Source organism: Bauldia litoralis (assembly GCF_900104485.1).
Classification (GTDB): domain Bacteria; phylum Pseudomonadota; class Alphaproteobacteria; order Rhizobiales; family Kaistiaceae; genus Bauldia; species Bauldia litoralis.
Genome location: NZ_FMXQ01000003.1, coordinates 372554 through 395927 on the forward strand (window position 1 = coordinate 372554; position 23374 = coordinate 395927).

Below are 23374 nucleotides of genomic sequence, written 5' to 3' on the forward strand. Positions count from 1 at the left end.
TGCTTTCATAAACGCGACGGCAATTCGAAACTTGCTGCCGACGATCTTGACGCAACGCACAAGCCTGTAGATTTTGCTCGTTGGTCTGTCGCTCCCCGGGGGGCGCGACAACGGGGTGGTGGGGTGTCCTCAGCCTGCTCTTCGGGATCGACCGCATCCTTCGGGAGGCGGCGCTATCGAACGCTGTCGCCACCGTGTGGCGAGGGCATAGTGAGACGGCAAGGAAAAGCAGGAACAGATGGCGCAGATCGAAGTCAGGAACCTCATCAAGACCTTTGGCGACGTGGAGATTCTCCACAATCTCAGTTTCGGGATCGCCGACAAGGAACTCGTCGCCCTGGTCGGTCCGTCGGGATGCGGGAAGACGACCCTGTTGCGGATGATCGCCGGGCTGGAAGAGGTGACCCAGGGCGAGATCGTGCTCGACGACAAGGTGATCAACCACGTTCGCGAGAAGGACCGGGACATCGCCATGGTGTTCCAGAGCTACGCGCTCTATCCGCACATGACCGTCTACGCCAACATGTCCTTCTCGCTGCGCATGCGGAAGATGCCGAAGGCGGAGCAGCAGCGCCGGATCCGCTGGGCGGCGGAGATGCTCGAACTCAGCGACTATCTCGACCGCTATCCGCGCCAGCTCTCGGGCGGCCAGCGGCAGCGTGTCGCGATGGGCCGGGCGCTGGTGCGCGAGCCGGCGGCCTTCCTGCTCGACGAGCCGCTGTCCAACCTCGACGCCCAGCTCCGCGTCCAGATGCGCACGGAATTGCGGGCGCTGCATCAGCGTCTCAAGACGACGATGGTCTACGTCACCCATGACCAGGTCGAGGCGATGACGCTGGCCGACCGGATCGTCGTCATGCATGGCGGCCATGTCGAGCAGATCGGCAGCCCGGACGTGATCTACGATCATCCGGCCAACACGTTCGTGGCCAAGTTCATCGGTTCGCCGACGATGAACATGCTGCCCGGCCACCTGCGCCGTGGCGACGGCAAGGTCTGGGTCGAATTCACCGGCGGGGTCAGGCTCGACCTGCCGTCGACGCAGGTCGGCGAGGACGGGACGGAAATCCTGTTCGGTATCCGCCCCGAGAACGTGCATCTCGGCAGCGAAGGCGACGGCCTGCCGATGACCGTCGAGGTGGTCGAATTCACTGGCCGCGAGATCGAGCTTTTCGGCATGCGCGACGGCGAGCGGATCTGCGTGCTGCTGCGCGAGCGGCAGCGGCTGAACCCTGAGGATACCGTCTGGCTGAAGCCGGATGTGGCGCGCGCCCACCTCTTCAACAAGGCGACCGGCCGCAACCTCAACGCCGCCTGAAGAGCGCAGTTGCCGCGCGCAGCGTTGCGGGTCGCCGGCCTGCCGGGGATCGATGGAGCGAAACGGAATGGGTGATCGCGTGCGCCTCGCCGTGGCGGGGGCCGGCGCTTTCGGGCGCGAGCATATCCGCATGTTGGCGGCGTCTCCCGACGTCGAGATCGTCGGCATCGCCGATGCCAACCGCACGGCGGCGGAAGCGGCGGCGAGCGACTTCGGCGCCACCGAAATCACCACCGATGCCAACGAGATGACGTCGCGGCTGAGGCCCGAAGGGCTGATCGTCGCGACGCCGGGACCGACCCATGTTGCGATCGCCGGTCATGCGCTGGGGCTCGGGATTCCGGTTCTCGTCGAAAAGCCGGTGGCGATGACACCTGCGGATGCGACGGCGCTGGTCGAGGCCGAAGGGGCGAGCGCCAGCTTCGTCATGCCGGGGCATGTGCTGCGCTTTTCCGAGCCGCACCGGCGCTTCGTCGAGATCGCCCGGTCGGACGACATCGGGCCGATCCTCTCGGTCACCGCGCGCCGTCATCGCGACGACAGCCACGCGGTCCGCTATGCCGAGGATCCGGTGGTGATGACGATGATCCACGACATCGACCTGGCGATCTGGATCGCCGGCCGGCCCGTCGGGCCGACCCGCGTCGCTGCTTCGCGCCGGCCGCAGGGGACCTCGCGGTCAGAAACCCTGGCGACGGTGCAGGGCGAAACCGGCGCGATCTGGCGGCTGGCGACCGCCTGGGTCTTCACCACCGAGTCCTGCCCGTCCGACCGCATCGAGGTGGTCGGCGAGCGGGGCAGCGTCGAACTCGATGTCGATGGCCGGATCAGCGTCTTCGGCGTCAACTCGCGGACGATCGATGTCACGGTCGACTACGATGCGGCGCTGGCGACCGAACACAGCCATTTCGTCGACTGCATCCGCAGCGGCAAGCCGCCGACGGCGGTGACGCTCGGCGAGGCGGTCGCCGGACTGTCGGTCGCCGGGGCGGTGCTGGCGTCGCTGGAGGGCGGCGGCGCGACGGTCGTTGCCGACTGAGGCTCAGGCGTCGTCCGACGGGGCGGTTTCGAAACCCGCGTTGAAGGGCTTCAGGTCGGCATACAGATCCTGATACTTGCCGAATTTCGCGTCGTAATAGCCGCGCATCCGGGGCGATGGCTCGAAGTCGCGCTCGAAGCTGACGAGCTGGTCGACGGCGGCCTCGAGCGACGGCATGGCGCCGGCGCCGAGGCCGGCGATGATCGCCGCGCCCAGCGTGCCGGCATCGAGTACCCGGACCCGGCGCATGACCTTGCCGAAAGCGTCGGCGCGGATCTGGCACCAGGTGTCGGACCGGGCGCCACCGCCGCCGATATTGAGCCGCTCGGCGGTGAAGCCGGCCGATTTTTCGGTCGCCTCGAAGGCGAGCCGGGCCGACAGGGCAACGCCCTCCATCACCGATCGGCTGAGCTGGCCGGGGCCGGTCCCGGCATCGACCCGGGCGAAGACGCCGCGCGAAGAAAGGTCCCAGAGCGGCGCCCGTTCGCCCTGGAGATGGGGCAGGAAGACCGGCACGGATGCAGAGGGCGGCGTCCCGGCGACCAGCATCGATAACTCGTCGAGGTCGCGGCCGAGCAACGTCGAGAGCCAGGCGAGCGACGCGCCGCCGGACTGGGTCGGGGCGACGTGCAGGGTGATGCCCTTGTAGGTCGGGAAGACGATGACCCCGGGCGTCGGCACGCGATCCGCCGACAGGACGCCCAGCACCTCGCTGGTGCCGCTCAGATACATCGCGTCATGCTGGCGGGTGACGCCGACGCCGAACATGCCGGCCCAGGCGTCCATTGCGCCGACGAAGACCGGCGCGCCGGCACAGGGCCAGCCGCTGCGGACAGTGCCGACGCGGTGGGTGAAGTCGGCAAGCGGCGGCAGCCTTTCGCGGGCGCCGGGGACGAGGTCAAGCAGGTCGTCGACATAGGCGAGGTCGCCCTTGACGAGACCGACGGCGGCGATCGGGTCGGTGGCGACACTGCCGGTCAGCTTGAGCGCGCAAAAATCCTTGGGCAACAGGACGTGGCGGGTGCGGGCGTAGAGGTCGGGGCGGAGCCTCGCGACATGGGCGATGCGGGCAAGGGCGTGGCTGGCGTCGATCGGCATAGGCCCGCCGAACCAGGCGGTCTTCTGCTCGGCGGTGACGCGGGCATCGAGCGCCGCCGCGTCCTCGCCGCAACGCCCGTCCTGCCAGACCATTGCCGGCAGCAACGGCTCTGCCTTGCCGTCGACGAAGACATGGGTATTGACCTGCGAACTCAGGCCGATGCCGACGAGGCCGGCGAGATCATGGGCCTTGGCGAAGCCGTCGAGCGCGGCCAGCACGCCCTTCATCCAGTCGCGCGCATCCTGCTCGACATGGCCGGGCCGCGGTCGCGCGGTCGGATAGGGTCGGGCGAAGGTCGCCAGCGGATTGCCGTCGAGATCCATCAGGACGGCTTTGATCGCGCCCGTCCCGATATCGATACCGATCAGTGTGGCGTCTGCCACGCGGCCCTCCCGTTCCCTTGACTGGCGACTATGGCCTTTTGCCTCGTGCATCCCGTATAACTTCCGGCGCGCGAAACGGAAGCGGACGCGTCGCGATACTGGGGGCGCCCTTCGTCACACGCAACAAGCCAGAGATATTTCCGCATCTTGGAGAGACATTCATGTTCGGTCGTGCTGCTGCCGGTTCGCTGAGCGCCTGGGTCCTGGGAGCGGCGGCGATCGCCTTCGCTTCGCTGACCGGCGCCGCCCAGGCCCAACCCAAGATTGCCGTGATCACCCCCTATCTCGCCCAGCCCGGGACGCAGTTCTATGTCGAGGGCTTCCAGGAAGCGGCGAAGGACAAGGGCTGGGACGTCAACGTCATCGACACCAAGGGCGATGTCGCGGCGGTGATCAGCCGCATCGAGGACGTCGCCAACCAGAAGGTTGATGCGATCGTCATCAACGTCGATCCGGCGCAGGTCGCCGCCGGGTTGCAGACCGCCAAGGATGCCGGCATCCCGGTGTTCGGCATGGATTCCGGCAGCGATCCGCTGCTGGTCACCAACGTCACCAGCAACGGCTACGCCATGGCGGCCGAGACCGCCGTCTATGTCGCCAACCGCATCGGTGGCAATGGCGGCGTGGTGATGTTCGTCTTCGACGCCTTTCCGCCGGTGCAGGTGCGCGGCGTCGTCGCCGACGCGATCTTCGGCAACTTCCCCGACATCGAGGTGATCGACCGGGTGACGCCCGACGTGTCCGACGGCGGCATCGCCGACTCGCGGGCCAAGATGGAAGCGATCCTGGCGGCCAATCCGGAACCGGGCAGCATCAAGGCGGTGTGGGCGGCGTGGGACCAGCCGGGTCTCGGCGCGCTGCAGGCAATCGAGGCGGCCGGCCGCGAGGGCGAGGGCATCGTCATCACCGGCATCGACGCCAATCCGCAGGCACGCGAGGCGATTGCCGCCGGCGGCAACTTCGAGGCTTCGGTCGCCCAGGATTTCCAGGGCATCGGTTCGGCGACCGCCGACGCGGTTGCCCGGGTGCTCGACGGCGAGACCATCAAGCAGACGGTCATCTACGTGCCGACCAAGCTGGTCACCGCCGCCAATGTCGGCGACTAGCCGCATTCGCGCGATCCGATGAACCACGCTGAGCGTATTGGGCGCCCCGTCAAAGGACGGGGCGCTTCGTTGTCCGGGGCCGGGCGATGAGCCTGCTCGCCCTTGAAGGCGTGTCGAAGGCCTATGCCGGGGTGCCGGCGCTGCGCTCGGTGTCGTTGGACATCGCGCCTGGCGAGATCCACGCCCTGATGGGCGAGAACGGCGCGGGCAAGTCGACGCTGATCAAGATCCTTGCCGGTGTCGTCGCGCCCGACGAGGCGGCGATTTCCGTCGAGGGACGGGCGGTGACGATCGACGCACCGAACGCGGCCTTCGCCCATGGCCTGCGCTTCATTCACCAGGAACTCAACGTCGTGCCGACGCTGTCGGTCGCCGAGAATATCTTCCTCGGCCGGCCCTATCCGCGCCGCCTCGGCGGCCTGATAGACTGGCGGCAGCTTGCCGAGCAGGCGCGGCAGGCGCTCGCCCGCCTCGGCATTTCCCATATCGATCCGCGCCACAAGATGGGGCGACTCGGCACCGGCGACCGCATGCTGGTCAGCATCTCCACCGCCTTTCTCGACACGGAGGGCGCGGCGGCGAAGATCTACGTGATGGACGAGCCGACCGCGGCGCTGACCGGCGACGAGTCGGAGCGGCTGTTCGCCGTGCTGCGCGAGATCCGGCGGGCCGGGGGCTCGGTGATCTACGTGTCGCACCGTCTCGACGAGGTGATGCAACTTTGCGACCGGGTGACGGTGCTGCGCGACGGCGCGGTGATCGTGACGAAGCCCATTGCCGAGACGCCGCAGGACGAGATCATCCGCATGATGATCGGCCGCGCCGTCGATCACGCCTATCCGGAACCGATGGCGGCGGCCGGCGACGAGGCTGCGCTGGTGGTGGACGAGCTTGCCGGCGATGGGCTTGATCCGGTCAGCTTCGCGGTGAAGAAGGGCGAGATCGTCGGCCTTGCCGGCCTCGCGGGCGCGGGGCAGAGCGAGGTGCTGCGGCTGTTGATGGGCGCCGACACGGTGCGCGGCGGACGCGTCCGGATCGGCGGTATCGAGGGCCGGGCGACCGACCCCGCCGCCGCCTGGCGCAGCGGCCTCGCCTATGTGCCGCGCGAGCGGCGGTCGGAGGGGCTGGTGCTGTCGCGACCGATCACCGAGAACATCACGCTGGCGCATCTCGGGCGTTTCAGCCGGGGCGGCGCGGTGCTCGCCCGGCGTCGCGAGCGGGCCATCGCCACGGCGCGGGCGGCCGAGGTGCGGCTCAAGGCGCGCGGCCTCGGCCAGCGCTGCTACGAGCTCAGCGGGGGCAACCAGCAGAAGGTCGTCTTCGCCAAGGCGCTGTCGGTCGAGCCGCAGGTCCTGCTGCTCGACGAGCCGACGCGCGGCGTCGATGTCGGCGCCAAGTTCGACATCTATTCGCTGATCCGGGAATGGAGCGCGCGCGGCATGGCGGTGCTGATCGCCTCGTCGGACTTCCCCGAACTGCTCGGCATGTGCGACCGGATCATCGTCATGCGGGAGGGCGGGATAGCGACCAGTCTTTCCGCCCATGGCCTCAGCGAGGAAGTGCTGCTGACGCATTGCTACGGACATCACCAGGCGATCGTCTCCGAGGGCCAGCCAGCGCTTTCCGCGGGAGGGCCGGCGTCGTGACGACAGTGCTGAGACGCTACGGAACGCTGATCGGCTTCGCGGCGATCATCATCTTCTTTTCGGTCAGCCTGCCCGACACCTTCCTGACGGGACGCAACTGGCTCAACATCAGCCAGCAGGTCAGCATGCTGACGGTGGTCGCGGCGTCGATGACCATCGTCATGGTGATGGGCGACTTCGACCTGTCGGTGGGCTCGATGGCGAGCCTTGCCGGGATCGTCGCCGCCATCCTGTTCACGATGGGCTTTTCGGTGCCCTCGGCGGTGGCGATCGCGCTGCTGGTCGGGCTGGCCGGCGGGGCGATCAACGGCATCCTTGTCAGCCTGATCGGCATCCTGCCCTTCATCGCGACGCTGGCGACGCTGACGGTCTTTTCGGGCGTTGCCTTCCTGATCAGCGGCGGCAAGACGATCTTCGGGCGCGATATCCCGGCGAGCTTTTCCGGCTTTGCCCGGGATGGCATTCCGCTGGGGACGATCGGCGAACAGTCGCTGAGCCTGCCCTACCTGACGATCGTCGCGCTGGTCGTTGTCGTGCTGGTCTGGGCGCTGCTCGAACAGACCACCTTCGGCCGGCGGCTCTACGCGATCGGCGGCAACGCCGAAGCGGCCCGGCTAAGCGGGGTGCGGGTCAAGCGGCTGCGCCTCGCCGCCTTCGCGCTGACCGGATTCGGCGCCGCCGCGGCCGGGCTGATGTATGCCAGCCGCGTCGCCTCGGCCAACCCGACGCAGGGCAGCGGCTTGATGCTCAACGCCATCGCCGCGGTGTTTCTCGGCATGACGATGAGCGAGGAGGGCGAGCCGCGCGTCCATGCGACGCTGGTCGGCGTGCTGGTGCTCGGCGTGCTCGACAACGGCCTGACCCAGATGAGCGTCGACAGTTACGTCCGCGACATCCTGGTCGGCGTGATCATCATCGCCGCGGTCGCGTCGAGCTCGCTGTGGAAGCGGTTCCGCTAGGCGCGATCAGCGGAGCGTCGGCGCCAGCGCCGACCATGTCTCGGCAATCGCCACCACGGATGCGTTGATCGGCCCGCTCGGCAGTCGCGGGATGACCGAGGCGTCGACGACGAAAACATTGTCGAGGCCGACGAGACGCAGGTCCGGATCGACCACGGCTTCCTCGTCTGGGCCCATGCGGCAGGTACCGGCGGGATGATGGTGGGTCGCGGCGGCGCGGGCGATGAAGGCGTCGAGGTCGGCGTCCGACTGCGCCTCAGGCCCCGGCAGCACCTCGCTCTCCCGCCACGCGTCGAGGGGCTGCTGCTGCCCGACTTCCCGGGCGGTCTTCAGGGCGGTCCGGAACAGGGCGCGGTCGTGCTCCGTCTCGAGATAGCGCGGATCGATGAACGGCGTGTCCGTGGCGCGCGGTCCGCCGGGGCGGATCTCGCCGCGACTGGTCGGGTGGGTAACGCCGCAGAGGATCGTGTAGGCGCTGCCATAGGGCGGGGCCGCGAGCCCGGGCGCGACCGACGGCGCGACGACGCAGGCCAGCACGATATCGGGGCTGCCGGTCGCGTGATGGAGGCCGTCGCTCCGCAGGTACATCAGCGACTCGGAGTGCTGGAGGCGCGACGGCGGCACCGGCTGTCGCGCGGCATAGACATTGCCGAGGACCAGCAGGTGATCCTGCAGGTTGCGGCCAACGGCGCGCCGGTCGAGGCGGCAGGCGATCCCGGCGGCCTTCAGCGTTTCCGGATTGCCGATGCCCGAGCGCATCAGGAGGAGCGGCGACTCCACGGCGCCCGCGGCAATGACGATGCGATCGGCGTGGATCGTTTCGGCGCCGTCGGGGCGATTGACCAGAACGCCGCGGGCGGAGGCGCCGTCGAAGACGATCTGCTCGACCATGCAGTCGTCGATCAGCGTCAGGTTGGCGCGGGCCATAACGTCCGGCGTCAGGTAGGCATCGGCGACGCTGACCCGGCGGCCGTCGCGGATGGTCAGGGAATTCGGCGCGGTGCCAATCAGTTCGCCGGCATTGTGGTCGGCAATGGCGGGGACGCCGAGCGCCGCGCCGGCCGCCATGTAGGCGCGCACCACCGGGCTGATCTCGTCGTCGCCCGGCAGGTGGACTGGCAACGGACCGTCGCGGCCGCGTCCCTCCGCCGGGCCGGCGTCGGACGTCTCGCTGCGCGCGAAGCCCGGCAGCAGGCCACGCCACGACCAGCGGTTACCACCGGCCTCTTCCCAGGACGCGAAGTCGTCGGGATGGCCGCGGACATGGGCCATCGCGTGCAGGCAGCTCGACCCGCCGACGATGCGGCCGCGCGGCCATTCATGTATCCGCTCGGCGGTGAAGGGCTGCGGCACCGTGCGGCGGGCCCAGTCATAGGGGCGGCCCTGGAGTGCCGGCCATTGCAGCGGGTCGGCGATATCCGGATCGCTCGGCGGGAGGCCTGCCTCGATCAGGCCGACGCGGCAGGCCGGGTCCTGGCTGAGCCGGGCGGCGATGACGGAGCCGGCCGAGCCGGCGCCGACCACCAGGACATCGAAATGCCGGGCCGGCGGGGCGCTCACCGGAGGGACGCCTTCACCCTAGGCAGCGACCGCGCCGGCGTTGCTGCGGGCGTTGATGCGCTTCTGGACCGACAGCAGGTGGGCGCGCATGGCGGCCTCGGCCGCCTCGGGATCGCGCTGGGCGATGGCCTCGGCGATGAGCCGGTGCTCGGCATCGCGCTCGCCGACCCGCCTCGGGCAGACCGGCGCATCGCTGGCGATGCGGACGCGGGCATCGACCCCGACCTGGCGGAGCATCTTGTAGAATTCGTTGGCGAGGTGGTTGCGGGCGCCGGTGGCGATGGCGAGATGGAAGGCAAGGTCGACGGCGCCGGCGGCGGCATCGTCCGGGGTCGTCGCGGCATGGGTGATGCGCGCGATCTCAAGGGCGGAGGCGCGCAGCGAGGCGAGGCGGGCCAAGCCTGGCTCCATCATCAGGCGCAGTTCCAGCACTTCGAGCGGATTGGTCATCCGCACCAGTTCCTCGCTGTAGCGGGGCAGCGCGGTCGAGGGCCGGCGGGCGGGCGCCGGCATCAGGTCGCCCGACTGCCGCAGGATCGCCAGCGCCTTGCGCAACTGGTGACGCTTGACGTTGAGGCGCTCCGCGAGGTCGCGCTCGGAGGGCAGCGTGCCGCTGTCCGCCTGGATTCCCTTGATGGCGGAGACAATGTGATCCACGTCCGAGCGTTTCGACGTTGGGCTGGAGACAGTCAAACCGGAACCTCCCGAGGGACATGCGCCTTGCCGGCGCGCGCCCGATGTCATGGTGACGTCTGTCAGTTCATCAGGCCTTGGCGAGTCAACCAAAATTAGCCCAACACAATCTGGTTGACAACCAGAATTGGCGGATGGTTGACTTCTGGTCGAGGCGTCGCGCATTCGCGGCGATCCCAAGCGGAGATGAACCATGCCCGGCGCGGCGACCTACGACTACATCATCGTCGGCGCCGGATCGGCCGGCTGCGTGCTGGCCAACCGGCTGACCGCCGACCCGTCGGTCTCGGTGCTGCTACTGGAAGCCGGCGACTGGGATCGGGACCCGATGATCCACATTCCGCTCGGCTGGGGGAAGATCCTGGTCGAGCGCCGCCACGACTGGATGTATTTCTGCGAGCCGGAGGACAATGTCGGCGGGCGGCGGGTCGAATGCGCCCGCGGCAAGGTGATCGGCGGCTGTTCCTCGACCAATGCCATGGCCTATGTGCGCGGCAATCGCGGCGACTACCAGCGCTGGGCGGCCGGCGGGATGGCCGACTGGTCGTTCGACAAGGTGCTTCCCTACTTCAAGCGCCAGGAAAGCTGGGAGGGCGGGGAGAGCGAATACCGGGGTGGCGACGGGCCGGTCGGCACCCAGTATTGCCGCTACAAGGACCTGCTGGTCGACGCCGTCTTCGCGGCGAGCCGGGAGGCTGGCTACCCGCAGACCGACGACTATAACGGCGCGGTCCAGGACGGCTTCGGCCGGCTGCAGATGTCGATCCGCGAAGGCCGGCGGAGCTCGACCGCGACCGCCTATCTCAAGCCGGCGCTCGACCGGCCCAATCTCGACGTGGCGACAGGTGCGCAAGCGACCCGGATCCTGATGGGCGAGGGCCGGGCGACCGGCATCGAATACCGCCGCGACGGCATGCTGAAGACCGCCTCGGCGCGACGCGAAGTGCTCCTCGCCGGCGGGGTGATCAATACGCCGCAACTCCTGATGCTGTCGGGAATCGGGGCGGCGGGCGACCTTGCCTCACTGGGGGTCGAAACCGTCGTCGATGCGCCTGGAGTCGGCAGAAACCTTCAGGATCACGTCTCGGTCATCCTGATGTATCGCCGCAAGGAACCCGGCCCTTTCTACAAGATGATGCGGGCCGATCGCATCGCCGTCGACTTCGCCCGGACCTATCTGACGGGGCGTGGATTCTCCGGCGACGTGCCCGGCGGCGCGGTGGCGTTCCTGAAGAGCGGACCCGACCGGCCGCTGCCGGATGTGCAGATGCTGTTCACCGCGGCGCCGCTGGCCGCATGGCCCTATCTGCCGCCGTTCAAGAAGCCCTTTACCGACGGATTCGCGACGCGAATCGTTGCCATCCAGCCGGAAAGTCGCGGCCATATCAGCCTCGCTTCCGGCGACCCGATGGAAGCGCCGCGCATCCATCAGAATTTCCTCTCCTCGCCGAAGGACTGGGAGTCGCTGAGATACGGTTTCCGGGTGGCGCGGACCCTTGCCGCGCAGCCGGCGATGCAGCCGTTTGTCGCCGCCGAGTTCTTTCCCGGACCGGACTGCCAGAGCGACGAGGCGATCGACGCCCATATCCGCAACACCTCGATCACCGTGCATCACCCGGCGGGCACCTGCCGGATGGGTGCGGACGCGGCGTCCGTCGTCGATCCGGCGCTCCGGGTGCGCGGCGTCGACGGCCTTCGCGTCGTCGATGCCTCGGTGATGCCGGACCTGCCCTGCGGCAACATCAACGCGGCGGTGATCATGATCGCCGAAAAGGCGGCTGACCTGATTGCCGAAGCGGCTGCGGCGCGGCAGGCGGCCTGACGGCGCGAAGGCCAACCAGGTGGCCGCGGTCGCGCGTCCCGAACGGACAGCCTTCGGGCCAACCGGTCGTGACTCAAGGGCTTTTGCAGGCCGCTACTTGTGCGGCGCAGCGGCGACCGTGCGCTCAACCAGCCGAAAGGGAAAATGCCAACCAAATCGCCTTGCCTGGTCCAACCAGTGTGCTACGGTTGAGGTTGGTTAGGCGACTGGTCGACATCAGGAGAGCTTCCATCATGTCCACTCATGAGTCCGCGGACACCGTCATCAGCAACAAGAAGGCCGCCCTGGCTGGCCTCTATGACGACATCCATACCAGCAACATGTTTCCCTTCTGGGCGACCAGCGAGGGTGTCGACCACGACGAGATCAAGCAGCTGATGGCCACGTCGAAGGCGGTGCCCTTCGTCTGGAAATACGGCGAGATCGAACCGCTGCTGCAGCGTGCCGCCCAGTTGATCACCATGGACGACAGCGAAAGACGCTCGCTGATCCTGATCAACCCCGGCCTGGCGCCCAAGCGGGCTTCGGTCAGCACGATGTACACCGCATACCGGCTCAACGATCCCGACGAGATCATGCCGCCGCACAAGCATTCCCCGAGCGCCATCCGCTTCGGCCTCACCGGCACCGGCAACTTCACCGGGGTCGAGGGCGAGGATGTCGTCTTCGGTCCGGGCGACATGGTGCTGACGCCGAACGACGCCTGGCACAACCACGGCACGGTCGGCGGCGAGCAGGCGGTCAACCTCTCGGTCCTCGACCTGCCGCTGGTCGAGACCCTCAACGCCATCCATTTCGACCACAATTACACCGAGATGGAGGACGGCAAGGAGGTCGAGAAGAAGGTCCAGTCGGCGCGCTATCCGTCGGACTATTCGCAGAGCATTTACGGTGAAGGGGGGCTGCGGCCGCGCTTCGTCGACCACAAGCGCGGCGGCGGGCTTTCGTCGCCGATGTGGGTCTATCGCTGGGAGAAGATGGAAGCGGCGCTCGACGCGCACAAGGACTGGGACGGCGACCCCCATGAAGGGATCGTCATCGACTATGTCGACCCGACCACCGGCGGTCCGGTCTTCCGCACGATCAGCTTCTACGCGCAGATGCTGCGCCCCGGCGAGAAGACGCTGCCGCAGCGCGAAACGGCCAGCCTGCTGCTGGCGCCGTTCCGCGGCAAGGGCCACTCGATCATCGACGGCGAACGCTTCGACTGGGGCCAGTTCGACACGCTTGCGGTGCCCGGCGGAAGCTGGGTCGAGCATGTCAACGACTCGCCAAACGAGCCGGTGATCTTCTTCGGTGCGACGGACGCGCCGACGCAGAAGGCGCTCTACCTCTACAAGCGCTGGGGCCGCAACCAGGCCGGCGACCTGCTGCGCCTCGCCTGATCCGATCCGCGGCGCCGGCGGCGTCGCGGGCTTTTTCCCGTATTCCCTTCAGCCGCCGAGGCAGCGTGACAGTGGTATCAGCGTCCAACACTAAGCATCTCGGTCATGTCGATTGTCCCGGCGGCGGTCAGGTCTGGGTCGACGGGAACATCCTCTATATCGGCCACATGCGGCCGCCGAGCGGCACGACGCTGGTCGACATCTCGGACCCCCGCAATCCGCGCAAGATCGCGACCGTCGATGTCCCGCCCGGCTGGCATTCACACAAGGTGCGCGCCCAGAACGGGCTGATGGTCATCAACCACGAGCGGTTCGGCTCCGAGGGGCCGGCGGAATTCGGCGGCGGCCTGGCGATCTACGACACGACGCGGCCGGAAAAACCGACCCTGATCTCCAAATGGATGACCGGCGGCAAGGGCGTCCACCGCTACGATTTCGACGGGCGCTACGCCTATATCTCGCCGACGGCCGATGGCTATGTCGGCAACATCGTGATGATCCTCGACCTTGCCGATCCGGCCAATCCGACCGAGGTCGGGCGCTGGTGGATCCCCGGCCAGTGGATCGGCGGCGGTGAGGACTATCCGTGGGAGAATTACGTTCCGCCGCGCTGCCACCATCCGCTGCGGATGGGCGACCGCCTCTATGTCAGCTACTGGCACCACGGGCTTTTCATCCTCGACATCTCGGATCTCAGCCGTCCGCGCGCCATCGCGCACATGAATTCGAGCCCGGCCTTCCCGCATCCGACCCATACCTGCCTGCCGATCCCGCAGCCGCTCAAGGGCCGCAAGGTCATGGTGGTGGCGGATGAGGACGTGGCGAAGCTCAGGCCGCACGCGCCGGCCTTCTCCTGGGTCTATGACATCACCGACGAGACCAACCCGCTGCCGATCTCGACCTTCCAGGTCCCCGGCCTCGACCCGGATGGCGCGCCGCAGCCGCCGATGACCGGCTGCCACCAGCCGTCGGAGCGCTTCTCGGGCTCGGTCATCCCCTTCGCCTGGTTCGCGCAGGGCCTGCGGCTGGTCGATATCGCCGATCCCTTTGCACCGAAGGAGGTCGGACATTTCCTGCCCGACGCGCCGGCCGGCGCCGAGCGGGCCTCGTCCAACGACGTGACCATCGACGACCGCGGCATCATCTACCTGATCGATCGCGTGCGGGGCGTCGACATCATCGAAACCAGCGTCTTCTAGGAGCCTTGGCGTGTCGAACGAAGCCAGAAAATCTGACAGCCACTATGCGATCGGCAACAAGAATCCCAACCTGCCGTTCCACCCGGCCGTGCGGGCCGGCGACTATATCTTCGTCTCCGGCCAGGTGCCGAAGGACGAGAATAATGACATGATCAGCGGCACGATCGAGGAAGAGACCCTGGCGACGCTGAAGACCATTGAGCGGGTCATCGCGCACGAGGGCGCGACTCTGTCGGACGTGGTGCGGATCACCACCTATCTCGAGGATGTGCGCGACTTCGGCCGCTACAACCGGGCGTTCCTGCAGGGGATCGGCGATGCCGTCCTCGCCCGCACGACGATCGAGGCGCGCGCCGTGATCAGCACGAAAATCGAAATGGAAGCGATCGTCTACAAGCCGCTGCCGGCCTCCAAGGGCTAGGCCGGGCGGACACGAAAAGGGAACGAGAAAGCGATGTACAAACTCCTGGGCCGGCAAACCTCCGGCAACGTCCAGAAGGTCATCTTCATGCTCGAAGAGACCGGCGCCGCATATGAGCGCGAGGACTATGGCCGCCAGTTCGAGAACACCCAGACGCCGGAATACAAGGCACTGAACCCGGCATCCAAGGTGCCGACCTTCATCGACGGCGACGTGGTGATCTGGGAATCCAACACCATTCTGCGCTACCTCGCCGCCACCGGCGCACCGCAGCTGACCGGCGCGACGCCGGCCGAGACGACGCTGGTCGAGCGGTGGATGGACTTCCTGCTCGCCGCGATCAATCCCGGCTACATGGCCGCCTTCAAGGGCTCGAAGCTGGCGCCGGAAGAGCGTCCGGCCGAGTTCGACGCCCAGGTCAAGGACCTGGCGGCGCAATGCGCCATCATCGACGGCCACCTCAAGGGCAAGGCCTTCTTTGCCCTCGACAAGTTGACGATCGCCGATATCGCCTGCGCGCCGATCCTCAAGCGCTGCATGGACTTCAAGATCGACCGGCCGGCCTTCCCGGAGCTTGAGCGCTGGGTCGCGTCGATGGCCGAGCGGCCGGCCTTCCAGGTCGCCACCGGCACGGCCGCCAAGGCCGCGTGATGTTCCGCCGGGTCGGGCTCATCGGGCTGGGGACAATGGGGCCGGGCATCGCCGCCCGGCTCGCCAGGGGCGGCGTCGATGTCGTCGCCCATGACATTGCGCCCGAAGCGATGGAGCGCGCCCGCGCCATGCTCGACATCGCCGGCGGCGTCCTCGACAAGCTCGGCATCGAGCCGCCGGAGACGGGAAGCGGCACGGTGAGCTTCGTGTTGTCGATCGCCGAGGCCGTCGACGGCGCCGATCTCGTCATCGAGAACGTTCCGGAGAACCGGGAGATCAAGGCGGCGACCTATCGCGCCATCGAGCCGCTGATCGGCCCGTCGGTGATCGTCGCCACCGACACCTCCGGCATCCCGATCACCGAGCTCCAGGCCAGCATGGACAAGCCGGACCGGTTCGTCGGCATGCACTGGTCGAACCCGCCCCATATCATCCCGATGATCGAGGTGATCGGCGGCGCGGCGACGGCGCCGGCGACGGTCGAAGCCATTCGCGATTTCATCCGGGCACTCGGCCTGCTGCCGGTGGTGGTCAAGAAGGACGTGCCCGGCTTTGTCGAGAACCGCGTGCTCTACGCGCTGCTGCGCGAGGCGGTCGATCTGGTCGAGCGCGGCGTCATCGAACCGGAGGATATCGACACCTGCGTCTCCTGGGGGATCGGCTACAAGATCGCGGTGATCGGGCCGATGGCGCTGCTCGACATGGCGGGGATGGATATCTACAGCTCGGTCTCGTCCTTCCTGAACCAGGACCTGTGCGCCCGGGACGACGTTGCGCCGCTGGTGCGCGACAAGATGGCGGCCAATACCCACGGCATCAAGACGGGCGAGGGCATCTACGCCTATACGCCGGAGAGGATCGCCGAGCTCCAGAAGGAACGGGCCCGCAAGCTCGTCGCCATCCGGCGGATCCTAGAGGACAGGGGCTGACGCGATGGCCCGATCCGCCGACCATGCCAGCACGATCGAGGGCCGCGAGGCCATCGCTGGAGCGGCGGCGCGGATCGGATCGGCGGCGGAATGGCTGCTCGGCGTGCTGCTGATCGTCGTCGTGGCGATCAACGTGGTCAACGCCTCGGGCCGCTACCTCTTTTCCTACAGCGTCGTCGGCGCCGACGAGTTGATGGTCTACACGATCATCCTCGTGGTGATGGCCGGCGCGGTGCTGGCCCTGGCGCGGCGCGACCACATCAACGTCAACCTCGTGCCGTCCTATGCGCGGGGCCGCTGGCGGCACGCGCTCCATGTCATCAACGATCTCGCGGCGCTGGCCGCGACGGTCTATGCGGCGAATGCTTCGTGGCTTTATGTGGAGCGCATCGCGCGGCTCGACACGCGCAGCATGGCGCTTGGCCTGCCGATGACCATTCCCCATTCGGCGGTGCTGGCCGGCTTCGTCGGCATGGCCCTGGTCGCCGCCGTTTTGCTCGCGCGCGATACTCATGCCTTCGCGGTCAACGCCCAGGCGTCGGGGGCGGCGTCATGACGGCGGCGCTGTTTGCCGTGCCGGGAGCGCTGCTGGTCCTTGGTGCGCCGGTCTTTCTGGTCTTTCTCCTCGGCGGGGTGCTGGCGATCGCCTTCGTCCTGCCGCTGCCGCCGCTGGTCGTCCATCAGGTCGTCTTCGGCGGGCTCGACAACTACGCCCTGCTTGCCGTGCCGTTCTTCGTCTTCGCCGGTGAATTGATGAACCGCAGCGGCATGGCCGGGCGGATGATCGCCTGGGTGCTGGCGCTGACTGGCCGGATCCCGGGCAGCCTCGGCGTTGCCACCGTCGGCGCCTCGGCGGCGATGGGCGCGGTGTCGGGATCGAGCGTCGCCGCGGTCGCGGCCCTCGGCAAGACGCTCTACCCGAAGCTGGTCGAGGCCGGCTACGGTCGCGAGCGGTCGGCTGGCCTGCTCGCCTCGTCGGGCTCCATCGACATCATCATCCCGCCCAGCATCGCGATGATCCTCTATGGCCTCGTCGCCGAGCAGTCGATCCCGAGGCTGTTCATCGCCGGCATCCTGCCGGGGCTGGTCATCGCGGCGATGATGATGGCTTTTGTCGTGGTCGCCGCCATGCGTGCCGACGTGCAGCGGACCAGCCGCTTCGACGGCCGCGAGACGTGGCGCGCGACCCTTGCCGCGGCCTGGGCGCTGTTGATGCCGGTGGTGGTGCTCGGCGGCATTTACCTTGGCTGGTTCTCGCCGACCGAGGCCGGTGGCTTCGCCTGCCTCTACGCCATCCTCGTCGCACGTTTCATCCATCGCTCGATGACCTGGAACGAGATCGTCGGCGCCGCCGCCAGCGCCGCGGTGATGTCGGCGAAGATCCTGATCATCGTCGCGGCCGCGGGACTGGCGACGTGGCTGATGACCACGCAGGGTATTCCGCAGGCGATCGTTGCCTGGATCGACGGGGTCGGCCTGTCGCCCTTCGGTTTCCTGATCGCGGTCAACGTCCTGCTGCTGGCGGTCGGCTGTTTCTTCGATCCGACCTCGGCGATCCTCGTGCTGGCGCCGCTGCTGGTGCCGATCGCAGTGACGCTCGACATCGATCCCATCCACTTCGGCATCATCATGACCGTCAACCTGGCGATCGGCATGTTCACGCCGCCCTTCGGACTGAACATCTTCGTCGCCCAGTCGGTCACCGGACTGCCGGCGCATTCGCTCTACCGGGGCGTGCTCCCCTTCGTTGCCGTCCAGGTCGTCGCCCTGCTTGTCATTACTTTCGTGCCGGCCCTGTCGTTGACCCTTGGCGGCGCCCACTGAACATGAACGAGAGGAACCGGACCATGACGCCATTCTCCTTCCGCGCCGCCGTCGCCGGCACCGCGCTCAGCCTGGCGGCGTTGATGTCGCCGGTCGCGAATTCGACCGCCGACGCAGCGACCATGAAGCTCGCCTCGGCCACCATCAACGACGTCCAGCACGAGTGGCAGAAGGTCTTCGCTGCGGAACTGGACAAGCTGGTCGGGGACGCCGTCACGGTCGAGATCTACCCGGCGAGCCAGCTCGGCCCGATCCCGCGCATGGCCGAAGGCGTGTTGCTCGGCACCATCGAGGGCTTCACGACGCCGACATCCTTCATGACCAATGTCGATCCGCGCTTCCAGGCCTTCGACGTGCCGGGGCTGTTCAGGTCGCCCGAGGACGTCGACGCGGCGATCCACGATCCCGAATACCGCGATCACCTCGAGACCATGTTCCTCGACAAGGGGCTGCGGGTGATCGGGGCGATCTACAACAGTCCGACGGTGGTCTTCACCCTGGAGCCGGTCACGACGCTCGAGGCGATGAAGGGCCTGAAGATCCGGACCTTCGCTTCGCCGATGCAGGTCAAGCCGATGGAACTCCTCGGCGCGACGCCGCTACCACTGGCGCTGTCAGAAGTTGTCCCGGCGCTGCAGAGTGGCGGCCTCGACGGCCTGCTGGTCGGCATGCCGATCCTCACCGCCTTCAAGTTCTACGACATCGGCAAGAACATCACCGACCTGCGTTTCGCCGAAATCGTGTCGGTGACCTTGGTCAACGAGGACTGGTTCCAGGCGCAGCCCGAGGATGTGCAGGAAGCGATCATCGGGGCCGGTCGCGCGGCGGAAGAGTCGGTCTTCCCGTGGGGGGTCGAGAATGTCGAGCGTACCTACGGCATCTGGGCCGACAATGGCGGCGCGGTCCATAATCTGTCGGACGAAGAGCAGGCGAAGATGGAAGCCGAGTTCGCCGAGCTGGCGGCCCAGCTCGTCGCCGCCGATCCGGCCGTCCAGGAAGAGTATGACCGGCTGAAGGCGCTGGTCGATGCTGGCGGGGGCGACTGATCGACGATGGGCGCCTATCCGCAGGTCAGTCGCGAGCCGTCGAGGGTGCAGGTCAGCGCCATCGGCGACGGCGTGGCGTCGGCCTGCCGATCCAGCGTGATCGCGGCGCGGGATTCGTATGCGCGGCCTTCCAGCCCGCACCACAACGACTCGACCGGCATGTTCTCGGCCTTGTCATTGAGCACCGTGAAGGTGCCGGTGGTGGGGTCGAACCAGAGCGGGATGAGCGCGGTCGCACCGGTTCCGGCGCGGCCGAGTTCCTGCGAATACCAGTGGGCAAGCTGCCCGACACAGACGACCGGCGCACCGCTCGCGTTGGTCACAGACAGCGGCACGGCGACCAATCCGTCAGTGCCGGTGCGCACCTCTATCGAACGCAGCTCGACTGCGTCCGCGGGTTCTCCAAGACCAACCAAGAAAAGGACCATCAAGGTCCGCTTCACGAACTGCATCGCTCCCACCGATCCAACAAAAAGAAAACTTCGGAGCATGATTACTACGGAACAGAAATCAGGAAGAGGAAAAGGAGTCTCGGAATGAAGAATCATCTGGTCAAAGGGGCCGCGGCGCTGCTGCTGACAGGCCTCATGTTCGGTACGGCTTCCGCCGCCGAAGTCAAAACCATCGCCATCCTGACGCCGGAAGAGGGCACCGATTTCGGCTGGAACCAGCAGGGCGTCGACGCCGCCAAGGCAGCCGGCGAAGCCGCCGGGGTCGAGGTCATCGTCGCCCAGGGCCTGGGCTATGGCGACGTCCGTCCGACGTTGCGCGAACTGGCCGAAGAGGGCGCCGATCTGATGATCGCCCATGCCAGCGGCTACAACACCGCGGCGCCGGAAATCGCCAAGGAGCTCAATGTTCCGGTGGCCATCGTCGATACGCCGAGCGCGCTGACGCCCGGCCTGATCACCGACTACACCCTGTCGGGCCACCAGGGCGCCTATCTCGCCGGCCGGATGGCGGCCAAGATGTCCCGGTCGAAGACTGTCGGCATCGTCGTCTCTGGCGAGCCGCCCTCGTGGAACTCGCAGTCGGCGGCCTTCGCCGAGGGCGTCAAGGCCGAAGACGCGGACGTCAAGGTGATCTACGCGGTGATCGGACCGGCAGCCTACAGCGATGCCGCCGGCGGCAAGCGGGTAACCGAGAGCGTCATCGCAGCCGGCGCCGACATCATCTTCGGCCAGGGCAACGGCTCGAGCTTCGGCATGCTGCAGGCGGTCGAGACCACAAAGGCGGCCGACGGCGGCAAGGTGATGTTCATCGACGTCATCGGCGACAAGTCGTCGATCGACAAGGGATATCTCCTGTCCTCGGTGGTCTGGAACATCGAGCCGGTCTATGCGGCGATGATCGCCGACCTCAAGGCCGACACCTTCGGTAACAGCGGCTACGAGATCGGCCTCAAGGACGATTCCGTCAACCTGCTGAAGACGCCGCAGATCCCGGATGACGTCTGGGCCGAGATCCAGGCGCTGCGCCAGGAGATCATCGACGGTGGAATTACCGTCGAGCCGGTCTTTGAAGCGACGGACGTTCGCGCCATGATGTCCGACATCCAGGAATAGCAGCCACCGCCGGGGGCGGCGCTCGCCCCCGGCCACTTCCCCGAACATCCGCTCAGGCGGCCAGAGGGCGGGAGCCAATTGGAACGCGAAGTCACTACCGCAGGATCTGCCGCGCCGATCATCGCGCTTGAAGGCGTGACAAAACGGTTTCCCGGCGTCGTCGCCAACGACCATGTCGAACTGGCGATCTGGCCGGGCGAGGTCCATGTCCTTCTCGGCGAGAACGGCGCCGGCAAGTCGACGCTGATCGGCCTGCTGTCGGGCCTGCAACAGCCGGACGAGGGGCGGATCCTGGTCGACGGCAAGCCTACCGCCATCACCTCGCCGAGCCATGCCCTGTCGCTGGGAATCGGCACGGTGTTCCAGCACACCATGCTGGTGCCGACGCTGACCGTGGCGGAAAATCTGCTTCTCGGCGCGCCGTGGTGGCGGCGGCCGCGCAAGGACGGCCTGCGGACAAGGGTCGAGGAGGTCTCGCGCTCGCTCGGCATCAAGGTCAATCTCGATGCGCTCGCCTCGGAGCTATCGCTCGGCGAGCAGCAGCATGTCGAGATTCTCCGTGCGCTGCTTCGCGACAGCCGCATCCTGATCCTCGACGAGTCGACCTCGATGCTGACGCCCTCGGGGATCGAGGAACTCGGCGTGCTGATGCGACAGCTTGTCGGCCGCGGGCTGGCGGTCGTCTTCATCACGCACAAGCTTAAGGAGGCCGCGGCCTTCGGCGATCGCATCTCGGTCCTGAAGCTCGGCCGCAAGGTCGGCGAGATCGCGCCGGAGCGCTTCCGCGCCCTCGACGAGGAGTCGCTGATCTCGGAATTCGTCGAGCTGATGTTCGGCAAGCGGAGTGGCGATCCCGAGGATGTCGTCCGCGAACCGCATCCCGGAATCAGCCAGGCGGCGCCGGTCCTGTCGGTGCGGGCCCTGACCCGGGCGCCGACATCCGTCTCGCCGGGGTTGAGCGACATCACCTTCGACCTCCGACCCGGGGAAATCCTTGGCATCGCCGGCATCGACGGCAATGGCCAGAAGCAACTGGCCGACGCGCTGTCGGGACAGATCGCGACGGACGATGGCTCCATCCTCCTCGATGGGCAGCCGATCGAATTCCTGCCGGTCCACGCGCGGCGCGACGCCGGCCTCCGTTATCTCACCGACGATCGCCTCGGCGAGGGCACGGTGGCGCCGTTCCCCGTGTCGATCAACTTCTTCCTGAAGCAGATTGGCGATCGACCTTTCTGGCGTAGCGGCATCGAGCGGCGCGCCGAACTGGATCGCCGCGCACGGGCGCTGATCGCTGCCTTCGATATCCGCACGCCGTCATCCGAAACGCCGGTCGGACGGCTGTCCGGCGGCAACATCCAGAAGGTGCTCCTTGCCCGCGAACTGGCCGATGGCGCGAAGGTGGTGATCTTCAACAAACCGACCTATGGGCTCGACCTCGCCAACGCCCTGGCGACCCGCAACCGCATCCGGGAAATCGCGGCGAGCGGAAAGGGTGTGCTGCTGATCTCGACCGACCTCGAGGAACTGCTCGGGCTGTCCGACCGGATCGCGGTCATGGCCCAGGGGAGCGTGGTTGGAACGGTCGAAAACAGCGAAACCGCGCGAACCGAAGTCGGCCGCCTGATGGTCGGGCTGGCGGCATGAGCGCCGAAGCCTCCACCATCGCCGTCGATCCGGAGGAGCCGGCCGGGGTCGGCCGCGTGATCCTTCACCGTATCCTCCTGACGGTCGGGCCGATCCTGATCGCCCTCGTCATCGCCGGCCTGATCCTGGTCGCGGTCGGCGTCGATCCGCTGGCCTATTACGGCTATGTCATCGAGCGTGGGCTGCTGTCGCCGACCGGCGTCCAACAGACGCTGACCCGCATGGCGCCGATGCTTTTCCTTGCGGCGGGGCTGATTGTGGCGTTCCGGGCCGGCATCTGGAACCTCGGGGTCGACGGGCAGTTCCTGCTCGGCGCCGTGACGGCCGCCGCCGCCGCGCCGCTCCTCGCCAATGCCATGCCGGTCTGGGCGGCGGTCGTCGGCGCCTTCGTGCTGGCGACGGTGGTGGCGATGATCTGGTCGCTGGTTCCCGCCCTTCTCAAGGCCTATCACGGCGTCAACGAGATCATCACCACGCTGATGATGACCTTCCTCGGCGTCTCCTTCGCCAACGTGCTCGTCAAGCTCGTCTTCCTCGATCCGGAGACGACCGTGCCGCAGACCCGGACGCTGCCGGTCGAGGACCGGCTGCCACGGCTGTTCGACACGACGATCAGCAGCGGCCTGCTGCTCGGGCTGGTCGCCGTGATCGGGGTTCACCTGATCATGACGCGGACTGCCTTTGGGCTGAAGCTCCGGGTCGTCGGCGCCAATCCGCGTGCCGCCGTCCATGCCGGGCTTGACGTGCCGTGGCTGACGATCGCGGTCTTCGCGATTTCCGCCGGGCTGGCGGGCGCGGGCGGTGCGGTGGATATCCTCGGCGTCCAGGGCAACGTGCGCGCAGACTGGAACCCGGCCTATGGGCTGACCGTGATCCCCATGGTCTTCCTCGCGCGACTTAACGGCTTTGCGTCGATCGCCTTCGTGCTGCTGCTCTCGGTCCTGTCGATCGGCGGCGAAAGCGCCGCGCGTCGCCTCGGTGTCCCCAACCATTTCACGCTGGTGCTGATCGCCATCGTCCTCATCGTCCTGGCGATCGTCGAGTATGTCGACACGCGCTACCTGAGCCGGCGGAGGTGAGGC

21 protein-coding genes are annotated in these 23374 nt (G+C 67.5%); 17 read left to right on the plus strand and 4 right to left on the minus strand.

Going from position 1 to position 23374, the window contains the following annotated elements:
• Positions 1 to 238 precede the first annotated feature (238 nt).
• Together BLT60_RS09125 and BLT60_RS09130 are read left to right on the plus strand one after the other, a co-directional pair.
• A complete protein-coding gene (locus BLT60_RS09125; RefSeq protein WP_090876105.1) occupies positions 239 to 1318 on the plus strand; it encodes an ABC transporter ATP-binding protein in 1080 nt (359 codons plus the stop codon).
• A 67-nt stretch (positions 1319 to 1385) separates the two neighbouring features.
• Positions 1386 to 2357, plus strand: a complete 972-nt coding sequence (locus BLT60_RS09130) for a Gfo/Idh/MocA family protein (RefSeq protein WP_175478360.1) — start codon at positions 1386 to 1388, stop codon at positions 2355 to 2357.
• Between the two features lie 3 nt (positions 2358 to 2360).
• Here the strand turns inward: BLT60_RS09130 and BLT60_RS09135 are convergent, their stop codons facing one another.
• Positions 2361 to 3839 carry a xylulokinase gene (locus BLT60_RS09135; RefSeq protein WP_090876107.1) on the minus strand — a complete coding sequence of 493 codons (1479 nt, stop codon included), beginning with the start codon at positions 3837 to 3839 and terminating at the stop codon, positions 2361 to 2363.
• Between the two features lie 161 nt (positions 3840 to 4000).
• On the opposite strand from BLT60_RS09135, the gene BLT60_RS09140 reads away from it, so the two are divergent.
• The 3 genes from BLT60_RS09140 to BLT60_RS09150 all read left to right on the plus strand — a co-directional run bounded on the left by BLT60_RS09140 (position 4001) and on the right by BLT60_RS09150 (position 7550).
• Complete coding sequence (locus tag BLT60_RS09140) at positions 4001 to 4945, plus strand: substrate-binding domain-containing protein (protein WP_090876108.1); 945 nt, start codon at positions 4001 to 4003, stop codon at positions 4943 to 4945.
• An 86-nt stretch (positions 4946 to 5031) separates the two neighbouring features.
• On the plus strand, positions 5032 to 6591 hold the full coding sequence (locus BLT60_RS09145; RefSeq protein WP_090876109.1) for a sugar ABC transporter ATP-binding protein: 1560 nt from the start codon (positions 5032 to 5034) through the stop codon (positions 6589 to 6591).
• On the plus strand, positions 6588 to 7550 hold the full coding sequence (locus tag BLT60_RS09150) for an ABC transporter permease (RefSeq protein WP_090876110.1): 963 nt from the start codon (positions 6588 to 6590) through the stop codon (positions 7548 to 7550). The genes BLT60_RS09145 and BLT60_RS09150 overlap by 4 nt, the downstream gene beginning before the upstream one ends.
• A 6-nt stretch (positions 7551 to 7556) precedes the next feature.
• On the opposite strand, the gene BLT60_RS09155 is transcribed toward BLT60_RS09150, so the two are convergent.
• Positions 7557 to 9110: a GMC family oxidoreductase gene (locus BLT60_RS09155; protein WP_090876111.1), complete on the minus strand. Its 1554-nt coding sequence runs from the start codon at positions 9108 to 9110 to the stop codon at positions 7557 to 7559.
• Positions 9111 to 9128: 18 nt separating this feature from the next.
• Positions 9129 to 9767, minus strand: a complete 639-nt coding sequence (locus BLT60_RS09160; RefSeq protein WP_244521195.1) for a FadR/GntR family transcriptional regulator — start codon at positions 9765 to 9767, stop codon at positions 9129 to 9131.
• Between the two features lie 229 nt (positions 9768 to 9996).
• On the opposite strand from BLT60_RS09160, the gene BLT60_RS09165 reads away from it, so the two are divergent.
• The 9 genes from BLT60_RS09165 to BLT60_RS09205 all read left to right on the plus strand — a co-directional run bounded on the left by BLT60_RS09165 (position 9997) and on the right by BLT60_RS09205 (position 19080).
• Positions 9997 to 11625 (plus strand): GMC family oxidoreductase, encoded by a 1629-nt coding sequence (locus tag BLT60_RS09165; RefSeq protein ID WP_090876113.1) that lies wholly within the window; start codon positions 9997 to 9999, stop codon positions 11623 to 11625.
• A gap of 233 nt (positions 11626 to 11858) precedes the next feature.
• On the plus strand, positions 11859 to 13010 hold the full coding sequence (locus BLT60_RS09170; protein ID WP_090876114.1) for a cupin domain-containing protein: 1152 nt from the start codon (positions 11859 to 11861) through the stop codon (positions 13008 to 13010).
• Positions 13011 to 13075: 65 nt separating this feature from the next.
• On the plus strand, positions 13076 to 14209 hold the full coding sequence (locus BLT60_RS09175) for an LVIVD repeat-containing protein (RefSeq protein WP_244521196.1): 1134 nt from the start codon (positions 13076 to 13078) through the stop codon (positions 14207 to 14209).
• Positions 14210 to 14219: 10 nt separating this feature from the next.
• A complete protein-coding gene (locus BLT60_RS09180) occupies positions 14220 to 14630 on the plus strand; it encodes a RidA family protein (protein WP_090876116.1) in 411 nt (136 codons plus the stop codon).
• A 33-nt stretch (positions 14631 to 14663) separates the two neighbouring features.
• Positions 14664 to 15281 carry a glutathione S-transferase family protein gene (locus BLT60_RS09185; RefSeq protein ID WP_090876117.1) on the plus strand — a complete coding sequence of 206 codons (618 nt, stop codon included), beginning with the start codon at positions 14664 to 14666 and terminating at the stop codon, positions 15279 to 15281.
• Complete coding sequence (gene fhmpcd1, locus BLT60_RS09190) at positions 15281 to 16210, plus strand: 5-formyl-3-hydroxy-2-methylpyridine 4-carboxylate 5-dehydrogenase (protein ID WP_090876118.1); 930 nt, start codon at positions 15281 to 15283, stop codon at positions 16208 to 16210. Before BLT60_RS09185 ends, fhmpcd1 begins: the two co-directional genes overlap by 1 nt.
• Before the next feature lie 4 nt (positions 16211 to 16214).
• Positions 16215 to 16766 carry a TRAP transporter small permease gene (locus tag BLT60_RS09195; protein ID WP_090876119.1) on the plus strand — a complete coding sequence of 184 codons (552 nt, stop codon included), beginning with the start codon at positions 16215 to 16217 and terminating at the stop codon, positions 16764 to 16766.
• Positions 16763 to 18034: a TRAP transporter large permease gene (locus tag BLT60_RS09200; protein WP_090876120.1), complete on the plus strand. Its 1272-nt coding sequence runs from the start codon at positions 16763 to 16765 to the stop codon at positions 18032 to 18034. Before BLT60_RS09195 ends, BLT60_RS09200 begins: the two co-directional genes overlap by 4 nt.
• A 23-nt stretch (positions 18035 to 18057) precedes the next feature.
• Positions 18058 to 19080 carry a TRAP transporter substrate-binding protein gene (locus tag BLT60_RS09205; RefSeq protein WP_090876341.1) on the plus strand — a complete coding sequence of 341 codons (1023 nt, stop codon included), beginning with the start codon at positions 18058 to 18060 and terminating at the stop codon, positions 19078 to 19080.
• A 14-nt stretch (positions 19081 to 19094) separates the two neighbouring features.
• Here the strand turns inward: BLT60_RS09205 and BLT60_RS09210 are convergent, their stop codons facing one another.
• The gene (locus BLT60_RS09210) at positions 19095 to 19532 is read right to left on the minus strand and encodes a hypothetical protein (protein ID WP_090876121.1); all 438 of its coding nucleotides are present in this window, start codon (positions 19530 to 19532) and stop codon (positions 19095 to 19097) included.
• Between the two features lie 84 nt (positions 19533 to 19616).
• Here BLT60_RS09210 and BLT60_RS09215 point away from each other — a divergent pair, with 84 nt between their 5' ends.
• The 3 genes from BLT60_RS09215 to BLT60_RS09225 all read left to right on the plus strand — a co-directional run bounded on the left by BLT60_RS09215 (position 19617) and on the right by BLT60_RS09225 (position 23371).
• Complete coding sequence (locus BLT60_RS09215; protein WP_090876122.1) at positions 19617 to 20645, plus strand: putative B6 ABC transporter substrate-binding protein; 1029 nt, start codon at positions 19617 to 19619, stop codon at positions 20643 to 20645.
• A gap of 78 nt (positions 20646 to 20723) precedes the next feature.
• The gene (locus BLT60_RS09220; RefSeq protein WP_090876123.1) at positions 20724 to 22292 is read left to right on the plus strand and encodes a putative B6 ABC transporter ATP-binding protein; all 1569 of its coding nucleotides are present in this window, start codon (positions 20724 to 20726) and stop codon (positions 22290 to 22292) included.
• A complete protein-coding gene (locus BLT60_RS09225) occupies positions 22289 to 23371 on the plus strand; it encodes a putative B6 ABC transporter permease subunit 2 (protein WP_090876124.1) in 1083 nt (360 codons plus the stop codon). Before BLT60_RS09220 ends, BLT60_RS09225 begins: the two co-directional genes overlap by 4 nt.
• The last annotated feature ends 3 nt before the right edge of the window (positions 23372 to 23374 follow it).